The organism is Profundibacter sp., assembly GCF_965277155.1.
GTDB lineage: Bacteria > Pseudomonadota > Alphaproteobacteria > Rhodobacterales > Rhodobacteraceae > Profundibacter.
In genome coordinates, this window is the sequence record NZ_CBDIBV010000010.1 from 590,769 (window position 1) to 607,643 (window position 16,875).

Consider the following 16,875-nt stretch of genomic DNA (forward strand, 5'->3'; position numbering starts at 1 on the left):
AGGCGCTTGCAACCCTCAGCGCAACACCAGCGGCGCATCCAGCCATTCATGCAGTGCCGCATTGGTGGCCTCTGCGGCTTCCAGCGTCGGGATATGCCCCGCACCCTCGATGATCCGCAAAGTTCCATAGGGGATCAGTTCCGACATGAATTCGTGACGGCGTGGCAGTGTTAACGTATCTTCTGCCCCGCAAAGCACCAGCGCAGGCATCCGTATCTTGCGCAGGGTTTTCTGCTGGTCGGGTCGACGCTGCAAGGCGCGCGACTGGCGCACGAATTCGCCTTCCCCTACCGCCAGCGCCATATTGCGTACCAGCGCCAGAATATCCCCACGCCGCGGAGCTTCGGCCAGATATTCGGGACGCATCACATCCTGCATCACCTCGTCCAGCCGCCCAGCCATCACGCCAACGATCTGCGGCTCGCGTTCCGCCGCGATCGAGGGTGGTTCGGCTTGTGAATTGGTGCTCATCAGAGCCACCCGCGTCACCCGTTCCGGTGCCCGCCGCACCACCTCCATCGCCACGATCCCGCCCATCGAATGCCCCGCCAGTGCGAAATGCTCTGGCGCGGTTGCCAATACCGCCTGCGCCATTTCCTCGATCGTTTCACATTTTTGCAAACAGGCGATATGCACCGGCCGCTCGCGCGAAAATTCGGTCAGCTGAGGCGCATATATTCGCGCATCGCACATCATTCCGGGGATCAAAAGCAGGGGTTCGGCCATGGTCTCTCGCTCGATTTATTGTTTTGAGGGCACGATAGGCGATTGCCGCGCGTTTGCCTATAGGGGAACCAATGCCAAAAGCGCGGTTTTCTGCCTAACTGGATGCCGCGATCACCTGTTCAACGCTTTCCCTAATCAGGGTCAGACATTCGGGCGTCGAAAACCGATGATCCGCCCCTTTGACCAATGTCAGACGGATATCATCACCCGTTGCATGATCCAGCAGGCGCAACGCCACCGACAGGTCCACATCCGCGTCCGCCGTCCCTTGCAACAGGCGCACCGGAAACGGGAAATCCAGCGGGCCGCGCAACACCAGATGCTCGCGGCCGTCATCGATCAGTTTACGGGTAATGATATAAGGTTCACCATACTCCGAGGGCAACGCCACCTGCCCGTCTCCAATCAATTCCGCCCGCTGTGCGGTGCTGAAATCACCCCACATGCTGTCCTCGGTAAAATCCGGCGCTGCTGCAATTCCAACAATTCCGGCAATTTTTTGTGGTATTTCACGGGCCAGAATGGCACTTATCCAACCTCCCATGCTGGAACCGACCAAAACCTGCGGCCCCTTGCAGCGCGCCTCGATTACCGCGCGCGCATCCTCGGCCCAATCACCAATGCACCCTTCTTCGAACACGCCGGATGACTGCCCGTGCCCCGAATAATCCAGCCGCAGAAATACCCGCCCCTGTGCCTTGGCCCAATCCTGTAGGTAGATCGCTTTGGTGCCTTCCATGTCGGATTTGAACCCGCCCAGAAACACCACACCGGGGCCAGACCCAGCCGTTTGATGATAGGCAATCCGCCGCCCGTTTTCACAATCCAGATAACTTGGCTCTGTCATCGCTTTGCCCCCGTTAATTCCTAAACAGAAGCATAACGCGCAGCTATTCTCCCTGCAATCCGGCAATCACCTGATCTGTCGGCAATAACGCGCCATAACCGGCGGCCAAAGCAGCCATAAATCCGGCATGGACCTGCGCGGCAGGCACTGAAACCCCGTCAAATTCCAGATCGCGGGTGGCACAGGCATCATGGGCCACAGTGCAGCGATACCCCAAATCTGCCGCCGCCCGTGTGGTTGCATCAATGCAAAAATGGCTCATCGCGCCGATGATCACCAGATCGCTTGTGCCCAGTGCCTGCAAACGGTCCTGCAAATCCGTTTCACGAAAACTGTTGGGGAAGTTCTTGGTGATCACCGCCTCGCCACTTTCCGGCGCAACGATTTCATGTATCTCGGCCCCCTCGCTATCCGGTGCAAAGAACGGTGCTGGTTCGCGCAAAATCTCGTGGCGGATGTGGATCACCGGCAATCCCTGCGCCCGAAACACCGCCAATACCCGCGCCGCATTTTCTGCCGCCGCATCTATCCCGACCAGCGGAAATTTCCCGCCGTCAAAGTAGTCATTCTGAAAATCCACTATCAACAAGGCCTGCATCTTTTCGCTCCTTTTCATATCTGCCTGCCCCCATGCTTGCCCTGCCGGACGATTCCCCGTTAGTGTCAAATCTGACATAAACCGCGCCATTTAGGACAACCCATGCCCAACCTTGCCTTGCTCGATTACCCCGGCAGCATCCCTTGCCGCTGTTGCGGGCCTGCAGGAAATGTTCACCTACACCGCGCGGCTGCACCAACGTGACGGCCTGCCATACATCACCCTGACCACCGGTGCGCCGCCCAAAACCAGCCCCGACGCGGTCATCCTGCCGCCCGCCTTTGGCAATGACGCCTACCTGACCCCACCGCAAAACCTGATCCACTGGCTCCGCACACTGCCCGACACCTGCCTGATCGCGTCCACCTGCGCTGGTGCCTTTTACCTTGGCGCGGCGGGCCTGCTGGACGGGCGCAACGTCACCACCCACTGGGCATTGGAACACAAGCTGCAATCGCAGTTCCCAAAGGCCAAAGTCGACACCGGCGAAATCCTGATCCGCGACGGTCGGATCATAACGGCAGGCGGTCTGCTATCGTGGATAGACCTTGCGCTGGAACTAATCGCGCATTTCTCTGGCCCCGCCATCATGCGCGAGGTCGGGCGCCATTTTGTCACCGACACAGGACGCCGCGATCAACGCCCCTACCGCGCCTTTAACCCGCCAATGAACCACGGCGACCGCCAGATCGAGCAGGCCCAGTTCCTGATCGAACGCACCTTTGCCGCGCCAATCCGCATTGCCGAACTGGCCAAAACCGTCGCCCTGACCGAACGCACCTTCCTGCGCCGGTTCGAGCGCGCCACCGGTTTGACACCGCTCACCTATGTGCAACACCTGCGCATCCAGTCCGCACAGCGTGCGCTGGAAAGCACCCCCGCCCCGATCGACCAGATCGCCTATTCCGTCGGCTATGAAAACGCCAATGCCTTTCGCAAACTGTTCAAACGCCACACCGGCCTGTCCCCGTCCCAATATCGCCAACGCCTGAAACGCTGATCCCTTACCGTTCCGAAAATATCCGCGCCGCAGGCAAACCCGAGGCCCCTTCGCGGGGCCGAGATATAAAGCGTTGCGCAGCAACTCCTTTTTGTTGACATCCCCGCCCATTAGCGCGAAACACACCGTCGAACCATACCCGCAACCGGGCGCTTGGTAGGCGCCAAACCGACGAGGAGCGCCAGACCATGGCCCAGATCCAACTCACCTTCCCCGATGGCAATAAACGCGAATTTCCCGCCGGTATCACACCCGCCGAAATCGCCGCCGGTATTTCCAATTCCCTGCGCAAAAAAGCCATTTCTGCCACGGTGAACGGCCAGCACTGGGATTTGCAGTGGCCCATCACTGAAGATGCCCAAATCGCCATCAACACCATGAAGGACGCCGAACCGGCGCTGGAACTGATCCGCCATGACTGTGCCCACATCATGGCCCGCGCAGTGCAGGAAATCTGGCCCGACACCAAAGTCACCATCGGCCCTGTGATCAAGGATGGTTGGTATTACGACTTTGACCGCGAAGAACCCTTTGTGCCCGAAGACCTTGCCCTGATCGAAAAGAAGATGAAGGAAATCATCAACAAACGCGACGAGGTGCGCACAGAAATCTGGGAGCGTGAGCGCGCGGTGCAATTCTACAAGGACAATAACGAGCCTTATAAGGTGGAACTGATCGACGCCATTCCGGGTGACGAGCCTTTGCGCATGTATTGGCACGGCAATTGGCAGGACCTGTGCCGCGGCCCGCATCTGCAAAACACCGGACAGGTGCCGGCAGATGCCTTCAAACTGATGTCGATTGCCGGTGCCTATTGGCGCGGCGATTCCGACCGCGCCATGTTGCAGCGGATTTACGGCGTGGGTTTCCAGAACAAGAACGATCTGAAAAAACACCTGCACATGCTGGAAGAGGCCGCCAAGCGGGACCACCGCAAACTGGGTCGTGAAATGGACCTGTTCCACATGCAGGAAGAAGCGCCAGGCCAGATTTTCTGGCACCCGAATGGCTGGCGTATCTACACTGAACTTCAAGACTACATGCGCCGCCGCCAGAACGGGGCGGGCTATGTCGAGGTGAACACCCCGCAAGTGGTGGACCGTAAATTGTGGGAGGCCTCGGGCCACTGGGAAAAATATCAGGAACATATGTTCATCGTCGAAGTGGACGAGGAACACGCCCGTGAAAAATCGGTGAACGCGCTTAAACCGATGAACTGTCCCTGCCACGTGCAAATCTTCAATCAGGGCCTGAAATCCTATCGCGACCTGCCGCTGCGCATGGCCGAATTCGGATCGTGCAACCGGTACGAGCCATCCGGCGCGCTGCACGGCATCATGCGGGTGCGCGGGTTTGTGCAGGATGACGCGCATATTTTCTGCACCGAAGCCCAGATCGAAGAAGAAACCAAGCGCTTCATCGATTTCCTGTCGCTGATCTACAAAGACCTCGGCTTTGAAGAATTCAGTGTCAAGTTTTCCGACCGCCCCGAAACCCGCGCCGGCTCGGACGAGGTATGGGACAAAGCCGAAGCCGCGCTGATCGCCGCCACCAATGCGGCCGGTTCCGAATACACCCTAAACCCGGGCGAAGGCGCGTTTTACGGCCCGAAACTGGAATTCGTGCTGACCGACGCAATTGGTCGTGACTGGCAATGCGGCACGCTTCAGGTGGATTTCGTGCTGCCCGAACGGCTGGATGCCACCTATATCGGCGAGGACGGTGCAAAACACCGCCCCGTCATGCTACACCGCGCCACGCTGGGCAGTTTCGAGCGGTTCATCGGTATCCTGATCGAAAGCCATGCTGGTAAACTGCCCTTCTGGCTGGCCCCGCGTCAGGTGGTTGTGGCCTCGATCATTTCGGATGCAGATGACTATGTGCATGAAGTCGTCGCCACGCTGAAAGCCGCCGGTGTGCGTGCCGAGGCCGATACCCGAAATGAAAAGATCAACTACAAGGTTCGCGAACATTCGCTTGGCAAAGTCCCTGCCATTCTTGCAATCGGCAATCGCGAGGTCGAGGAACACACCGTTTCCGTCCGCCGCCTTGGTGAAAAGCAGACAAAGGTCATTTCACTGGAAGATGCCGTCAGCAGCCTGTCGCAAGAAGCCAAAGCGCCCGATCTGGCCTAGAACTGTAACAATTCGCCTTCCTGCACTGTAACATTCCAGCGCAGGAGGGTAAAAACCGGCGTTTTCCGCCCAAAACCCCTGACATTTCATAACGCACCCGTGACACACGCCGATGTGAGTGGCCCGTGTGCACTGCTTTTCGTTAGCGTTTCCACATCGCCTACATGAACATGCGATCAAATGGAAACGTAACAAAGGAAGTTCTACATGTCATACCATCTAAAATCCCTCGCTGTTGCCGGTGCTATCGCGGCTGCCCTGACCGCCCAATCGACTACCCCCGCCGCCGCCGGAGCCAAGGAAAAATGCTATGGTGTTGCGCTGGCTGGCCAGAATGATTGCAAAGCAGGCGCAGGCACAACATGCGCTGGCACTTCGAAAGTCGATTATCAGGGCAATGCGTTTTCGCTGGTTCCCGCCGGTACATGTGCCTCGATCGAACTGCCCGAAGGCCGCATGGGTTCGCTCGAAGCGCTGGACCGCGACGTCCCGTCCTAAACCGACCAAAGGCGCCTTTGCAGTACATGCGAAGGCGCCCTTTTTACATCCGGAATTTAAATTCAAGTCAGGGCCACTTCATGCTCGATACGACAGGCACACCGCCCCAAATCCTGCCCAATGCCCCCGGTGTAGGTTATAAACCCCAACATTTCGCCGAGATTATGGAGGATCCAACGCCTGTTGAATGGCTGGAAATCCACGCCGAGAACTATATGGGCGATGGTGGCCGCCCGATTGCCCAACTGCGCCACCTGACCGAACGCTTCCCCATATCGGTGCATGGTGTTGGCCTGTCAATCGGCGGATCCGACCCGCTGGATACCGATCACCTGAAGCGCCTGAAACATCTTTGCGATTGGCTGAATCCGGCCAGCTTTTCCGAACATCTGGCATGGTCCACCCACGAAGGGTTCTACCTGAACGATCTGATCGCCTTGCCCTATACCGAAGAAACCGTGACCCGCGTGGCCGATCATGTGGCGCAGGTGCAGGACGTGTTGGGCCGCAAAATGCTACTGGAAAACCCCTCGTCCTATCTGGCCTTTGCCGAATCTACCTATTCCGAAACCGATTTTCTGGCCGAAGTGGTCGCGCGCACCGGTTGTGGCCTGCTGTTGGATATCAACAACGTCTTTATTTCCGCCACCAACCAGAAAACCGGCGCTATTGATTATATCGATGCCTTCCCGCTGGACCATGTCGGAGAATTTCACCTTGGCGGCCATGATCAGGATACCGATGATGTCGGCGCACCGCTACTGATCGACAGTCACGGGCGCGAGGTGGCTGATCCGGTCTGGGCGCTGTTTGATTATACGCTGTCCAAAACCGGCCCCCGCCCTTCATTGATTGAATGGGACGCCAATGTGCCCGAATGGCCCGAGCTGGCCGCCGAAGCCGCCCGTGCCGCGAACATTCTGGAAAAGGCCCCCGCATGAGCCGACAATCCGAATTCGCACAGGCCATCCTGAACCCTGACCTGCCAGTCCCCGAAGGCCTGCGCAATCCCGAAGGTGCCCCCGCTGGCAAACGCTTTTCCGTCTACCGCAACAATGTTGCTGTCAGCCTGTCCGAGGCGCTCGAGGTCACCTTCCCCGTCATCCGCAAACTGGTTGGTGACGAATTCTTCAAGGCAATGGCGGGCGTTTTCTTGCGCCAGCACCAACCTGACAGCCCCGTCCTGATGTTTTACGGCGCCGAAATGCCCGCGTTTCTGGAAGGGTTCAAGCCCGTTGCCCACCTTGGCTATCTACCTGATATTGCCCGAATTGAACTGGCACTCTGTCGCAGCTACCATGCCGCCGATACCCCGCCGCTTGACCCTGCGGAACTGCAGGCCATCGCCCCTGTCGACCTGCTGAAAATCCACCTGCATCTGGTGCCTTCCGTGCATCTGGTCCGTTCAGAATGGCCTGCAGGGTCAATTTTTCATGCCAACAGTTCGGATGATGCACCCCAACCCGAAATGCACGCCGAAGACGTGCTGGTCACCCGCCCGGAATTCGACCCACAGGTCACCACCCTGCCCCCGGGCGCCGGTGCCTTCATTGCGGCTCTGCTCGACAATGCTCCGCTGGGCAGCGCCCTGAAACAGGCGACGATAAACTCTGGTAATTTTGATCTGACCGAAACACTGGGCCTGCTGCTAACCACCGGTGCAATAGAAAAAATATCCGAAGGGACATAATAATGAACGCGCTGATTTCACTGCACAATTCGATTTTCCGAAAACTCGAATCCGGACTTGGCCCGTGGCTGTTGCCCACACTCGCCCGGTTCACCTTTGCCGCCACATTGCTGATCTACTTCTGGAATTCCGCCAGCCTGAAAATCGGCGATGGGCTGTTTGGCATCTTTGATATCAGCAACGCCTATGGCCAAATCTATCCCCGCGCATTCGAGGCCGCAGGCTATGATAGCGATGCCATGTCCACCTTCCAGTGGCTTGTTACACTGACAGGCACATGGGCCGAATTCATCCTGCCGCTTCTGATCGTGATTGGCCTGTTTACCCGCCTTGCGGCCCTTGGCATGATTGGTTTTATCATCCTGCAGAGCCTGACAGACATCTACGGCCATATGGTCACGGAATATGGCGCCTGGTTCGACCGCGCCCCGGATGGTACCATCATGGACCAGCGGCTGTTCTGGATCGCCATCCTGATGATCCTTGTGATCCGGGGGGCAGGGCCGCTTTCGCTTGACCGCCTGCTACAACGAACCGCTTGATCCTTCCAAATGGCCTAAATATCCGCGCCGCAGGCATCGCGCCCCGACAGGGGCGCGCGGGGCGACGCCGTCAGGCGGCGCAACCGGTTTAAGGCAGAGGTCCTAGTGTTCGTCAGGCTTCACCGCCGCAAGCGCCAACACCCCGCCCAGCGCGCACATGGCAATCGGAAACATCGTAAACGCATTGAAGTGAAACGCGTAATACATCCCCGCAGCAGATATCAGCATCAACCCGCCGCCAATCTGCGCCCGTGATCTCGCCATCGCCCCGCCTGCAATCGCCAGCAAAGGCGCGATAAGCGCCATGAACCGGATCAGCCCGACATTGTCGACCTGCTCCAGAACCCCTTGATCCAATATTTCAGGGGCTTTCTCGCCAACAATATCAATTGCTTGGGTATAGGCATAACTAAAGAACCCGACGATCATACCTATGATCCCGCCAATCACACCCAACATCAACGCCGCATTACGCATTTTTCACTCCCCAATGCTTTTGCTCATCCTTACCCCAACCAAGGGTCAGCAATCCACCCTCTTCCAGAATAACCGGCCGTTTCATCAGGGTCGGGTGTTTGATCATCAACGCCACCGCCCCCTCCTTGCGCTCCTCCTCACTTAGCTTGCGCCACGTGGTCGAGCGCCGGTTCAGCAAATCCTGCCCGAATACCAGATACAACCGCTCCAGTTCCTCGGGGGCAATCACGTCCTTGCGCACATCCACCAGCTCCACTTCGTGCCCCGCCGCCTTTAGCGCCTTTAACGCCCGGCGTGAGGTGTCACAATTCTTTAACCCGTACAGTTTCATCTTATCCTCGCGATTTTTTCACGCACTATAAGCGGACCACTGCCGAGTGCGAGCGCATTTTTCTTGCCTTTTGTCAAAATCACCCTACGATTTTACTCGTGACAACAGGTTTCTTGACGACGCCACCTTTTGCAGGTGCGGCTGAAAGACTGGAGAACTGGCTGCACGACCTGTCCGTAATTTCGCGGGTGGGGGGCTAAATTGACGGAGAAGATTGATGGCGACAGGCATCGTAAAATGGTTCAACACAACAAAAGGGTTTGGTTTTATCGCGCCCGATGACGGCGGAAATGACGTATTTGTACATATTTCTGCGGTCGAAGCGGCGGGAATGACCGGCCTCGCTGACAATCAAAAGATCAGTTATGAAATGATCGAAGGGCGCGACGGGCGCTCCAGTGCAGGTGAGTTGAAACTGCTCGACTAGAAACAACAGCGCGAACAAATTTTCGGGGTGGCCCGCACCAGCAGGCCACCCTTGCTGGTGCGCAAAAACCCGCCATAAACAGATAATTGAAAAGAAATGCTTGTATATTGAGGGGAATACCCCCATGTGTCCCCTGTGACGACAGACTTTTTCTACCCGCTACCTTATCTAAGTGCAGCCGGACGAATGCTAAGAGACTGCAACACCAAGCCGCCGCACGACGCGGGCGGTGTTTTGATAAGGAGATACGGGTATGGCTACTGGCACCGTAAAATGGTTTAACACTACAAAAGGCTTCGGCTTCATCGCACCTGACGAAGGCGGCAAAGACGTGTTTGTACACATCTCGGCTGTTGAGCGCGCAGGTCTGACCGGCCTTGCTGACAACCAGAAAGTTGAATTCGAGCTGGAAGAGGGCCGTGACGGCCGTCAGTCCGCTGGCGCGATTTCGCTGGTTGACTAAGCTTTTGGCGGGCTAACCCCCACCTACAGTTTGAAACACCCCGCAGCCAAAGGCTGCGGGGTGTTTTCATTTTAAACTGATATGCAATGAAACCGGTCTGAAATCAGGCGGTAGTGACCTTGTATCAACCTTTGTGAAATTCATGCTCCAGAGCACTTGCCAGCTTGTTCGCCGCACCTCGTATGGCCGCGGGGATATCGCCGGCATTATTCTTTACACCGACAGATTTTCTACCTTTCGGATGAGCCTCCATAGTGCAGCGCTTGTCATCTGGCCCGCCCTTGTTCCCGTTTTCATCGGAAATCCAAACTTCTACTCGTGTCAGAGGTGGTCGCGGAAATTCGGACCAGTTGTTAAGGTGGATCGACTTATGAGAAAGACGATTCAAAATGACGAAACGAAAGAACCATTCTCCCGAATTCAAAGCCCGCGTTGCGCTTGAAGCAATCCGCGAGGAAATGACGATGGCGGAGCTGTCGAAGAAGTATGGTGTGCATCCAACCCAGATTGGCACATGGAAACGAGCAGCGATTGAAAACATGGCCACGGCATTTTCCAGACGGGGCCGTGATCCTGATCGGGTTGATGAAGCCCAGATTGAGAAGCTGCACTCCAAGATTGGTCAGCTGGTCGTGGAACGGGATTTTTTAGCCAACGCCTCGCAACAGTTGCTCGGGAAGCGAGGCAAAAAATGGTGAGCCGTGAGCATGATCTGAGTGTGCGACGACAATGCGGGCTACTTTCTCTGGCGCGCTCGAACCTGTATTACCAGCCAAAAGGCGAAAGTGCTGAAAATTTGCGGTTCATGACAATAATCGACAAGCAATTCTTGCAGACGCCGTGGTATGGATCACGGCAAATGGCCCGGCACATGCAGCGCCAAGGTTACAAGTGTGGTCGCCACAGGGTCCGCCGTTTGATGCGGCTGATGCGGTTGGTTCCGATCTACCAGACGCCCAACACGAGCAAGAAACATCCGCAGCATAAGATCTACCCGTATCTGCTGCGAGACCTGACGATTGATCGTCCAAACCATGTGTGGTGCGTAGATATCACCTACATTCCGATGCAGCGCGGGTTCCTCTATTTGGTCGCGATCATGGACTGGCACAGCCGCAAGGTTTTGAGCTGGAGATTGTCAAACAGCATGGAGGCAGATTTTTGCGTTGAAGCCCTGAAAGAGGCTATGGCCAAATACGGCAAGCCCGATATCATGAACAGCGACCAGGGCAGCCAGTTCACCGGGTTTGAATGGACGCAGGCGCTGAAAGAAGCCGACGTGAAAATCTCGATGGATGGCAAAGGTCGCTGGGTCGATAACCGGATGATCGAGCGGCTTTGGCGATCCTTGAAATACGAATGCATTTACCTCAACGCATTTGAAACGGGTTCGCAGACCCGCGCCGGGATCGGGAAATGGTTGGCTTACTACAACACCGAGCGCCCGCATTCCACCCACGGAATATTGACCCCGGATGAAGCCTATGACAGAAAAACAAAACCAATGAGTTTGGCAGCCTAAATGAAACCCTGATCCATCTTAAACTGGCTGCTGACTGGTCAAAAAAGTGGGACCACCTCTGTCAGCTTGTCAGATAGACCCCTTAGAGCCTTTTCTAGGGTATCTTCCGAAAATTTCTGCGCGCTCTCAAACCCGTGGACCGCATCGTGGTTGTGCAAGATGATCTGCATCCTCATTTTCCTTTTTTCTATTGTTAACATATAGATATGTGGAAAATTAGTATTTTCAACAAGCGCTGGGATTATCTTTTTATGGGGCTGACCCAGATAACTACTTCAAGTAACGCTTAACCCATTGTCTTAGCTGCAATAACTGAGCTGAAGGGTCACTGTTGTTGAAACGCCACTCGCATTCCTTCAAATATAGCCCAAATTGGGCCTTGGGGACACCGTTAAATCGGCGCATGTGGCGCTTGGCTTGGTTCCAGAAATTCTCGATGCCATTGATGTGGTTGTGACGGTCTGCAAAGAGCTTGGAATGGTTGATGCGAAAGTGGTGGAAGTCTGACACATCCAGCACATTATAACCGCGCCAACAATCGGAATAGACGATGGAATCCGGCACGACTTTGCGCTCTATGATCGGGATCAGAGTGGCGGATTTGGCGTCCGGGATGATCTTGGTAAGACCTCTGCATGAGGCCATGGCTTTCGGTTGAAGCAAGATTTCGGCCGCCCACCTTGCGCCCCTGCGGGTCCGGCGGACAGACGGGTGGCGGGGTTTGGGGCTATGCGATTGCGGGGGTTTGCGGGTTGAGGGTGATCCTGTTTGCGGCCTTGAGCAGGTTTTGCGCGATGGCGGCCATGACCATCTGGGCATGCACCCTGGCGCGCCCGAAATATCTCGCCCGCTGCAGGCCGAAGAGGCGTTTCATCGTGCCGAAAGTCTGCTCGATGCGGAAGCGGCGTTTCGAAATCAGCCGGTTGAAGCGTTTCTCCGATTGCCGCAGGGGGCGGCCGCGCGCTGCCTTGCGCAGGATGCCGTCGCGGTATTTGCCGCGCAGCATCTGGCGGTTGGCCTTGCTCGCATAGGCCTTGTCGGCCAGCACCCGCTGCGCCTTTGCGCCCGCGATCATGGTGGCGAATTCGGGGCTTTCGGCGGCATTGGCGGGCGTGGTGTGCACCTTGTCGATAAAGCCCTCTTCGTCGCAGCGGGCAAAGCCCTTGTAGCCGAGCGTGCTCTTGCGGCCCTTCTTGACCCAGCGGGCATCAGGGTCGGCGCTGAAATGCAGCTGTGCCCCGTCGGGTGAGACCTCGGGCGGATCATCCGGCGTCCCTTCCCTTGCCCCGTCCTCTGCCCGGTCCTGCGGGGCGTCGATATGGGTGCGCGGGCGCGCCGCCGCCGCGATCAGGGTCGCATCAATGATCGCCGCCTCAGCCTCTTTCAGCTTCAGCCCATGCGCCTCGATCTGGCGGCAGACCTCGGCCAGCAGCTCATCGTAAACGCCACCCCGGACCAGCGCATTGCGGAACCGGCAGTGGGTCGTCTCATCCGGCACCGACGCGTGCAGATCGAGCCCGCAGAACAGCATGAAATCCAGCCGCACCTTCAAGGCCCGCTCCAGCTTCGGGTCGCTCAGCCCGTGCCACTGGCCAACCAGAAGACACTTGAACAGAACCAGCGGATCATAGCCCTGAGGCCCGATCCCCGAGCGCCCCAGACCGCGCCGCAGGATCGGCAAAAACGAGTTCCAATCCATCAGCGCGTCGATCTTCGACAGAACGTCATCCGCGCCGATCCGTGCCGCCGCTTCGTGCAGGAAAAGGTCCATCTATTCACCCCAGAGATTTCCCGGCTAGCTTACCAAAACGGCCAACCCGGGGGAATCCCGATGTTATGCAGAGGTCTTTTGGTGTAAACCTTCCCACCCCTTTTTAATATACGGGAACCTCTGTAAATTCCCGTTTTCGCCTTCTTCGCGGCGGGGTGGACGGTTTTTCGCCTGTCCCGCCTGATTGCTTCGGATCATAAACCCATTTTCACCGGTTTCAAGCCGGTTTTGGGTATTTCAGGCACACCTCACCCCATGAACCCTTATCCCGGCGCCGCCAGGCCGCATTCGAACTGGACGAAGCGCTTCATGTTGTAGACCAGGTTCATCATCCCGATGCGAAATCGCGCCCGCTTCAGGCCGATGGAGCGGATCAGCTTGCCGCCCATGGAGCGCTCCTGAAAAGCGAATACATGCTCGACCCGGACCCGCACTTTCGAGCGCCTCCGGTTGGCCTTTTGCTGGCGCTCGCCAAGCGGCTTGCCGCGCCTGCCCTTGTGATGGATATGGCTGTGAAGCCCCCGCTCTTCCAGCTCGCTTTCGATCTTTTGCGAGCGATAGGCGCTGTCGGCCCACAGGTCCGATGAGGTGTTGCTCGCATCAATCAGACCGGCAAGCGCCTGGCTGTCATGCACGGCGGCATCGGTGACATCATAAGCGCGGATGAATTTGTGCCGCCGGTCGACATTGATGTGGTTCTTGTAGCCGTAATAGCTCTTGCCGTGCTTCTTCGTCCAGCGCGCATCCACGTCCTTCTGGCGCTTCTTGTGGGGTTTTTCCTCCCACTCTTCAGGCGTTTCGCCCGCCTTGATTTTCTCGTTCTCGTCCCTTTTGTTGTGCTGGCGCGGCGCCGGAACGATGCTCGCATCAACAATCTGCCCGCCCATCGCCAGATAGCCCTTTTCGCGCAGAAAGGCATCGAACTTGTCAAACAGCTCCTTCATCTTCCCGGCCCCGGCCAGCCTTTCACGGTAGGCCCAGATGGTCTTGGCGTCAGGTACGCTGTCTTCAATGCCAAGGCCGAGAAACCGCATGAACGACAGGCGGTCGCGGATCTGATACTCGATCTGATCGTCAGAGAGGTTGTAGAGCTGCTGCAAAACCATCGTCTTGAATATCAGCACCTCATCCCAAGGCGGGCGGCCAGCGTTGGATTTGCGCTGTTCGGGCGGCGTGCGCCATATGGCCTTCAGCTCGTCCCGGTAATCCTCGAACGGCACCATGTCGTTGAGCAACACCAGCGGATCACCAGATTTGTCCAGTCCCGCGTATCGGCTGGAAAGATCAAAAAATCCCATCTGACTCATGACAAAACCCCGTCGGTCGAATCATTTTCATCCTGATGACGATTCTACCCCGTCAGGCCGGATTTTGGGGGATTTTTAGAGGTTCCCATACCAAAAACGGGAATTTTACCTGCCGCACCACGCCCGCGTTTACCTTTGCGTTTGCCGCCAAAGTAGCTTTCGTCCACTTCTATTTCTCCGCCGAACATAGCTTGGCTTTCCGCCTCCAGCTCATAGGCGATTATCTCGCGCAGGCGTAGAAAATAAAACGCTGCGGTCTTGCGGTTTACACCACACAAACTGGCTGCTGTTCGTGCTGTCGATCCCGAAACAAAATGCTCCGTAAGACGGTCTTGCTTGTAGTGGCTCAGGCGACTCTTTCTCATGCTTCCCATCATAACCTCTTTTTAGGTTATCTGGGTCAGCCCCCTTTTTATTTCCCCCTGAAACTCCCGCCATTCCCCGGCACTCATGCCGGAATTTTCCTGCGTCACCTCTTCGCCCTTCAACATCCGGCGAATACAGTCCATTGCCTTGCCCGACAGGTTGGCCCCGCCCATGCGGTAATCCTCGAACGCGCCATATGCGGCGGGTACCCAATCGGCGACCACCTTGCAGATCGCATCAGCATAGACGCGGATTTCATATTGGGCGTGGCTGTCGGCGCGCAGACGCAGGAAATGGAACAGGTTGTGCAGATCAACTTTCCAGTACCATTGGGTATAGATATTCATCGGCAGGTTCATCCGCGCCAATTCGCGCGCCAGCCCCTGCTGGCCATCGTCCGAGATCATCGCCTCGTAATTGTCATAGGCGCGGTTGCTGTCGGATTTCAGGATTTCCAGCACGCGCGCGGCCTCTTCCCCCTCTAGCGCCACACCCCGGCCCTGATTGTTGACCACTGATTGCGCTGCCAACTGGTCTGGCGCAGGGATATAGAATTCGCGGTCCAGAATGGAATAGCGGGCGGAATATTCGTTTACATTGGCGGTGCGGTGGCGGATCCATTGCCGCGCAACGAACACCGGCAATTTCACATGCAGCTTGATCTCGCACATCTCGAACGGGGTGCTGTGCCAGTGGCGCATCAGGTAACGGATCAGCCCCGCATCATTCTGCACCGATTTCGTACCCTTGCCATAAGACACCCGCGCCGCCTGACAAATCGCTGCATCATCGCCCATATAGTCGATGACGCGGATAAACCCGTGGTCCAGAACCTCATGCGCCTTATACAAATGTGCCTCCATCCCTTCGCTGACCGCACGCAGGGTTTGGCGCGGATTGGCGCGTTGGGCTTCTATTTCGGCAATCTGTTCAGGCGTCAGCGGCATTTGGCGTCCCTTCTGGGCAAAATCTGAAAACGAGTCGGAGATGACTATATCTATGCATCCCGTTTCAGGGAACCACCATATGGCGCCCATATGGCGCATTGTGCGCCTGCGCAGGGGGAATTATTCGCGATCCCCCCTTGCCCAACCCGCGATAGAGGGGTCTTGTGGGGCAAAGCCAATAATCCGAAAGGAAAGTGAATGAAGGTTAAATATCTGCACACGATGATCCGCGTCAAAGATCTGGATGCAACAATGAAGTTCTTTGCCCTGCTGGGCCTGAAGGAAACCAAACGCTATGATAGCGAACAGGGCCGATTCAGCCTGATCTTCATGGCCCCCGAAGGCCAAGAGGATTGTCCGATTGAACTGACCTATAATTGGGATGGTGACGATGGTCTGCCCTCGGACGGCCGCCATTTCGGCCATCTGGCCTATGGTGTCGAAAACATTTATGAAATGTGCCAGAATTTGCAAGATGCCGGCATCACCATCAACCGCCCGCCCCGCGATGGCCATATGGCATTTGTCAGATCACCCGACAATATTTCGGTTGAATTACTGCAACTGGGCGATCGGTTAGAGCCGCAAGAACCCTGGGCCAGCATGGAAAGCACTGGCCACTGGTAGGATCAAACCGGACCGGCAACCCAGATCAGGGCCGCCTGTCCGGGTGCTGCATCGCTAGTAAATATACCTGATCTGGTCGCTCCAGTACCGTTCCATCCGGCGCAGGGACGTGTTGATCGTATCAATCCCGTCATGCCCAAGCACCCCCTTGGCCTCGAGTCCGTCTGCATGCCGTGCAAACAGCCCTGCCACCACATCGCGAATATGTCGCCCCTTTTCCGTCAGGCGCACCCGCACCGACCGGCGGTCGATTTCGCAGCGCTGGTGGTGCATATACTCCATTTCAACCAATTTTTTCAGGTTGTAGGACACGTTCGAGCCCTGATAATAACCGCGCGATTTCAATTCGCCCGCTGTCACCTCGTTATCGCCGATATTGAACAACAACAGCGCCTGAACCGCATTGATTTCCAACACGCCGACCCGTTCGAATTCGTCCTTGATCACATCCAGCAACAGGCGGTGCAACCGTTCCACCATTGCAAGGGTATCCAGATAGCCCGAAATAAATCCCTGCTGGGACTGGGTCATCACGCTTGTATGCATACTCATCATGTCTCTCCGCCGAAAACTGCCTGGCGCCGACACTGACAGAGGTGAT

The 16,875-nt window shown here is 56.7% G+C and carries 20 protein-coding genes and 2 pseudogenes; 10 read left to right on the forward strand and 12 right to left on the reverse strand.

The annotated features are described in order from the left end of the window. Window positions 1-15 precede the first annotated feature (15 nt). From ACQY4M_RS10835 to ACQY4M_RS10845, 3 genes are all read right to left on the reverse strand, one after another. Window positions 16-726 (reverse strand): alpha/beta fold hydrolase, encoded by a 711-nt coding sequence (locus ACQY4M_RS10835; protein WP_428543848.1) that lies wholly within the window; start codon window positions 724-726, stop codon window positions 16-18. Window positions 727-820: 94 nt separating this feature from the next. Further along, window positions 821-1,573 (reverse strand): alpha/beta hydrolase, encoded by a 753-nt coding sequence (locus ACQY4M_RS10840; RefSeq protein ID WP_428543850.1) that lies wholly within the window; start codon window positions 1,571-1,573, stop codon window positions 821-823. A gap of 43 nt (window positions 1,574-1,616) precedes the next feature. After that, window positions 1,617-2,171, reverse strand: a complete 555-nt coding sequence (locus ACQY4M_RS10845) for a cysteine hydrolase family protein (protein WP_428543852.1) — start codon at window positions 2,169-2,171, stop codon at window positions 1,617-1,619. A 169-nt stretch (window positions 2,172-2,340) separates the two neighbouring features. Between ACQY4M_RS10845 and ACQY4M_RS10850 the strand changes: the two genes are divergently transcribed. The 6 genes from ACQY4M_RS10850 to ACQY4M_RS10875 all read left to right on the forward strand — a co-directional run bounded on the left by ACQY4M_RS10850 (window position 2,341) and on the right by ACQY4M_RS10875 (window position 8,036). Then, window positions 2,341-3,171 (forward strand): GlxA family transcriptional regulator, encoded by an 831-nt coding sequence (locus ACQY4M_RS10850; RefSeq protein WP_428543854.1) that lies wholly within the window; start codon window positions 2,341-2,343, stop codon window positions 3,169-3,171. 188 nt (window positions 3,172-3,359) lie between these two features. Then, window positions 3,360-5,306: a threonine--tRNA ligase gene (gene thrS / locus ACQY4M_RS10855; RefSeq protein ID WP_428543856.1), complete on the forward strand. Its 1,947-nt coding sequence runs from the start codon at window positions 3,360-3,362 to the stop codon at window positions 5,304-5,306. A 207-nt stretch (window positions 5,307-5,513) separates the two neighbouring features. Beyond that, on the forward strand, window positions 5,514-5,804 hold the full coding sequence (locus tag ACQY4M_RS10860; RefSeq protein ID WP_428543858.1) for a DUF2282 domain-containing protein: 291 nt from the start codon (window positions 5,514-5,516) through the stop codon (window positions 5,802-5,804). Between the two features lie 80 nt (window positions 5,805-5,884). Next, window positions 5,885-6,745 carry a DUF692 domain-containing protein gene (locus ACQY4M_RS10865; protein WP_428543860.1) on the forward strand — a complete coding sequence of 287 codons (861 nt, stop codon included), beginning with the start codon at window positions 5,885-5,887 and terminating at the stop codon, window positions 6,743-6,745. Continuing rightward, window positions 6,742-7,494 (forward strand): DNA-binding domain-containing protein, encoded by a 753-nt coding sequence (locus ACQY4M_RS10870; RefSeq protein WP_428543862.1) that lies wholly within the window; start codon window positions 6,742-6,744, stop codon window positions 7,492-7,494. The genes ACQY4M_RS10865 and ACQY4M_RS10870 overlap by 4 nt, the downstream gene beginning before the upstream one ends. Before the next feature lie 2 nt (window positions 7,495-7,496). After that, window positions 7,497-8,036, forward strand: a complete 540-nt coding sequence (locus tag ACQY4M_RS10875; RefSeq protein ID WP_428543864.1) for a DoxX family protein — start codon at window positions 7,497-7,499, stop codon at window positions 8,034-8,036. Window positions 8,037-8,138: 102 nt separating this feature from the next. Here ACQY4M_RS10875 and ACQY4M_RS10880 read toward each other — a convergent pair whose 3' ends face one another. Both ACQY4M_RS10880 and ACQY4M_RS10885 read right to left on the reverse strand, forming a co-directional pair. Beyond that, entirely contained in the window at window positions 8,139-8,513 is a 375-nt protein-coding gene (locus tag ACQY4M_RS10880; RefSeq protein WP_428543866.1) for a hypothetical protein, read from the reverse strand. Beyond that, window positions 8,506-8,844, reverse strand: coding sequence for an ArsC/Spx/MgsR family protein (locus ACQY4M_RS10885; RefSeq protein ID WP_428543868.1), 339 nt, complete (start codon window positions 8,842-8,844; stop codon window positions 8,506-8,508). The genes ACQY4M_RS10880 and ACQY4M_RS10885 overlap by 8 nt, the downstream gene beginning before the upstream one ends. Window positions 8,845-9,061: 217 nt before the next feature. Between ACQY4M_RS10885 and ACQY4M_RS10890 the strand changes: the two genes are divergently transcribed. The 3 genes from ACQY4M_RS10890 to ACQY4M_RS10900 all read left to right on the forward strand — a co-directional run bounded on the left by ACQY4M_RS10890 (window position 9,062) and on the right by ACQY4M_RS10900 (window position 11,256). Continuing rightward, the gene (locus ACQY4M_RS10890) at window positions 9,062-9,271 is read left to right on the forward strand and encodes a cold-shock protein (protein ID WP_118943196.1); all 210 of its coding nucleotides are present in this window, start codon (window positions 9,062-9,064) and stop codon (window positions 9,269-9,271) included. Between the two features lie 253 nt (window positions 9,272-9,524). Beyond that, complete coding sequence (locus ACQY4M_RS10895; protein ID WP_118943197.1) at window positions 9,525-9,734, forward strand: cold-shock protein; 210 nt, start codon at window positions 9,525-9,527, stop codon at window positions 9,732-9,734. Between the two features lie 389 nt (window positions 9,735-10,123). Beyond that, window positions 10,124-11,256 (forward strand): IS3 family transposase gene (locus ACQY4M_RS10900; protein ID WP_428539245.1). Its coding sequence is split into 2 segments (ribosomal slippage): window positions 10,124-10,376 and window positions 10,376-11,256, totalling 1,134 coding nucleotides; the frame shifts between segments, so codons are not numbered across the junction. Between the two features lie 270 nt (window positions 11,257-11,526). Here the strand turns inward: ACQY4M_RS10900 and ACQY4M_RS10905 are convergent. The 6 genes and pseudogenes from ACQY4M_RS10905 to thyX all read right to left on the reverse strand — a co-directional run. Further along, window positions 11,527-11,880: pseudogene (locus ACQY4M_RS10905) on the reverse strand (IS1595 family transposase); the annotation flags it as partial. A 103-nt stretch (window positions 11,881-11,983) separates the two neighbouring features. Beyond that, window positions 11,984-13,027: an IS5 family transposase gene (locus ACQY4M_RS10910; protein ID WP_428539221.1), complete on the reverse strand. Its 1,044-nt coding sequence runs from the start codon at window positions 13,025-13,027 to the stop codon at window positions 11,984-11,986. Between the two features lie 63 nt (window positions 13,028-13,090). Continuing rightward, a complete protein-coding gene (locus tag ACQY4M_RS10915) occupies window positions 13,091-13,225 on the reverse strand; it encodes a hypothetical protein (RefSeq protein WP_428543871.1) in 135 nt (44 codons plus the stop codon). Between the two features lie 65 nt (window positions 13,226-13,290). Further along, a complete protein-coding gene (locus ACQY4M_RS10920) occupies window positions 13,291-14,334 on the reverse strand; it encodes an IS5 family transposase (protein ID WP_428543873.1) in 1,044 nt (347 codons plus the stop codon). An 86-nt stretch (window positions 14,335-14,420) separates the two neighbouring features. Beyond that, a pseudogene (locus tag ACQY4M_RS10925) lies at window positions 14,421-14,699 on the reverse strand (IS1595 family transposase); the annotation flags it as partial. A 21-nt stretch (window positions 14,700-14,720) separates the two neighbouring features. Beyond that, a complete protein-coding gene (gene thyX, locus ACQY4M_RS10930) occupies window positions 14,721-15,647 on the reverse strand; it encodes an FAD-dependent thymidylate synthase (RefSeq protein ID WP_428543875.1) in 927 nt (308 codons plus the stop codon). 198 nt (window positions 15,648-15,845) lie between these two features. On the opposite strand from thyX, the gene ACQY4M_RS10935 reads away from it, so the two are divergent. Beyond that, entirely contained in the window at window positions 15,846-16,274 is a 429-nt protein-coding gene (locus ACQY4M_RS10935; protein WP_428543877.1) for a VOC family protein, read from the forward strand. Between the two features lie 54 nt (window positions 16,275-16,328). On the opposite strand, the gene ACQY4M_RS10940 is transcribed toward ACQY4M_RS10935, so the two are convergent. Next, window positions 16,329-16,826 (reverse strand): MarR family winged helix-turn-helix transcriptional regulator, encoded by a 498-nt coding sequence (locus tag ACQY4M_RS10940; protein WP_428543879.1) that lies wholly within the window; start codon window positions 16,824-16,826, stop codon window positions 16,329-16,331. Window positions 16,827-16,875 lie beyond the last annotated feature (49 nt).

What these genes read in the sequence shown, in the direction of transcription:
- ACQY4M_RS10835 (WP_428543848.1), bottom strand. Translation starts at nt 726, where the DNA reads ATGGCCGAACCCCTGCTTTTGATCCCCGGAATGATGTGCGATGCGCGA.
- ACQY4M_RS10840 (WP_428543850.1), bottom strand. Translation starts at nt 1,573, where the DNA reads ATGACAGAGCCAAGTTATCTGGATTGTGAAAACGGGCGGCGGATTGCC.
- ACQY4M_RS10845 (WP_428543852.1), bottom strand. Translation starts at nt 2,171, where the DNA reads ATGCAGGCCTTGTTGATAGTGGATTTTCAGAATGACTACTTTGACGGC.
- ACQY4M_RS10850 (WP_428543854.1), top strand. Translation starts at nt 2,341, where the DNA reads ATGTTCACCTACACCGCGCGGCTGCACCAACGTGACGGCCTGCCATAC.
- thrS (WP_428543856.1), top strand. Translation starts at nt 3,360, where the DNA reads ATGGCCCAGATCCAACTCACCTTCCCCGATGGCAATAAACGCGAATTT.
- ACQY4M_RS10860 (WP_428543858.1), top strand. Translation starts at nt 5,514, where the DNA reads ATGTCATACCATCTAAAATCCCTCGCTGTTGCCGGTGCTATCGCGGCT.
- ACQY4M_RS10865 (WP_428543860.1), top strand. Translation starts at nt 5,885, where the DNA reads ATGCTCGATACGACAGGCACACCGCCCCAAATCCTGCCCAATGCCCCC.
- ACQY4M_RS10870 (WP_428543862.1), top strand. Translation starts at nt 6,742, where the DNA reads ATGAGCCGACAATCCGAATTCGCACAGGCCATCCTGAACCCTGACCTG.
- ACQY4M_RS10875 (WP_428543864.1), top strand. Translation starts at nt 7,497, where the DNA reads ATGAACGCGCTGATTTCACTGCACAATTCGATTTTCCGAAAACTCGAA.
- ACQY4M_RS10880 (WP_428543866.1), bottom strand. Translation starts at nt 8,513, where the DNA reads ATGCGTAATGCGGCGTTGATGTTGGGTGTGATTGGCGGGATCATAGGT.
- ACQY4M_RS10885 (WP_428543868.1), bottom strand. Translation starts at nt 8,844, where the DNA reads ATGAAACTGTACGGGTTAAAGAATTGTGACACCTCACGCCGGGCGTTA.
- ACQY4M_RS10890 (WP_118943196.1), top strand. Translation starts at nt 9,062, where the DNA reads ATGGCGACAGGCATCGTAAAATGGTTCAACACAACAAAAGGGTTTGGT.
- ACQY4M_RS10895 (WP_118943197.1), top strand. Translation starts at nt 9,525, where the DNA reads ATGGCTACTGGCACCGTAAAATGGTTTAACACTACAAAAGGCTTCGGC.
- ACQY4M_RS10910 (WP_428539221.1), bottom strand. Translation starts at nt 13,027, where the DNA reads ATGGACCTTTTCCTGCACGAAGCGGCGGCACGGATCGGCGCGGATGAC.
- ACQY4M_RS10915 (WP_428543871.1), bottom strand. Translation starts at nt 13,225, where the DNA reads ATGATCCGAAGCAATCAGGCGGGACAGGCGAAAAACCGTCCACCCCGC.
- ACQY4M_RS10920 (WP_428543873.1), bottom strand. Translation starts at nt 14,334, where the DNA reads ATGAGTCAGATGGGATTTTTTGATCTTTCCAGCCGATACGCGGGACTG.
- thyX (WP_428543875.1), bottom strand. Translation starts at nt 15,647, where the DNA reads ATGCCGCTGACGCCTGAACAGATTGCCGAAATAGAAGCCCAACGCGCC.
- ACQY4M_RS10935 (WP_428543877.1), top strand. Translation starts at nt 15,846, where the DNA reads ATGAAGGTTAAATATCTGCACACGATGATCCGCGTCAAAGATCTGGAT.
- ACQY4M_RS10940 (WP_428543879.1), bottom strand. Translation starts at nt 16,826, where the DNA reads ATGAGTATGCATACAAGCGTGATGACCCAGTCCCAGCAGGGATTTATT.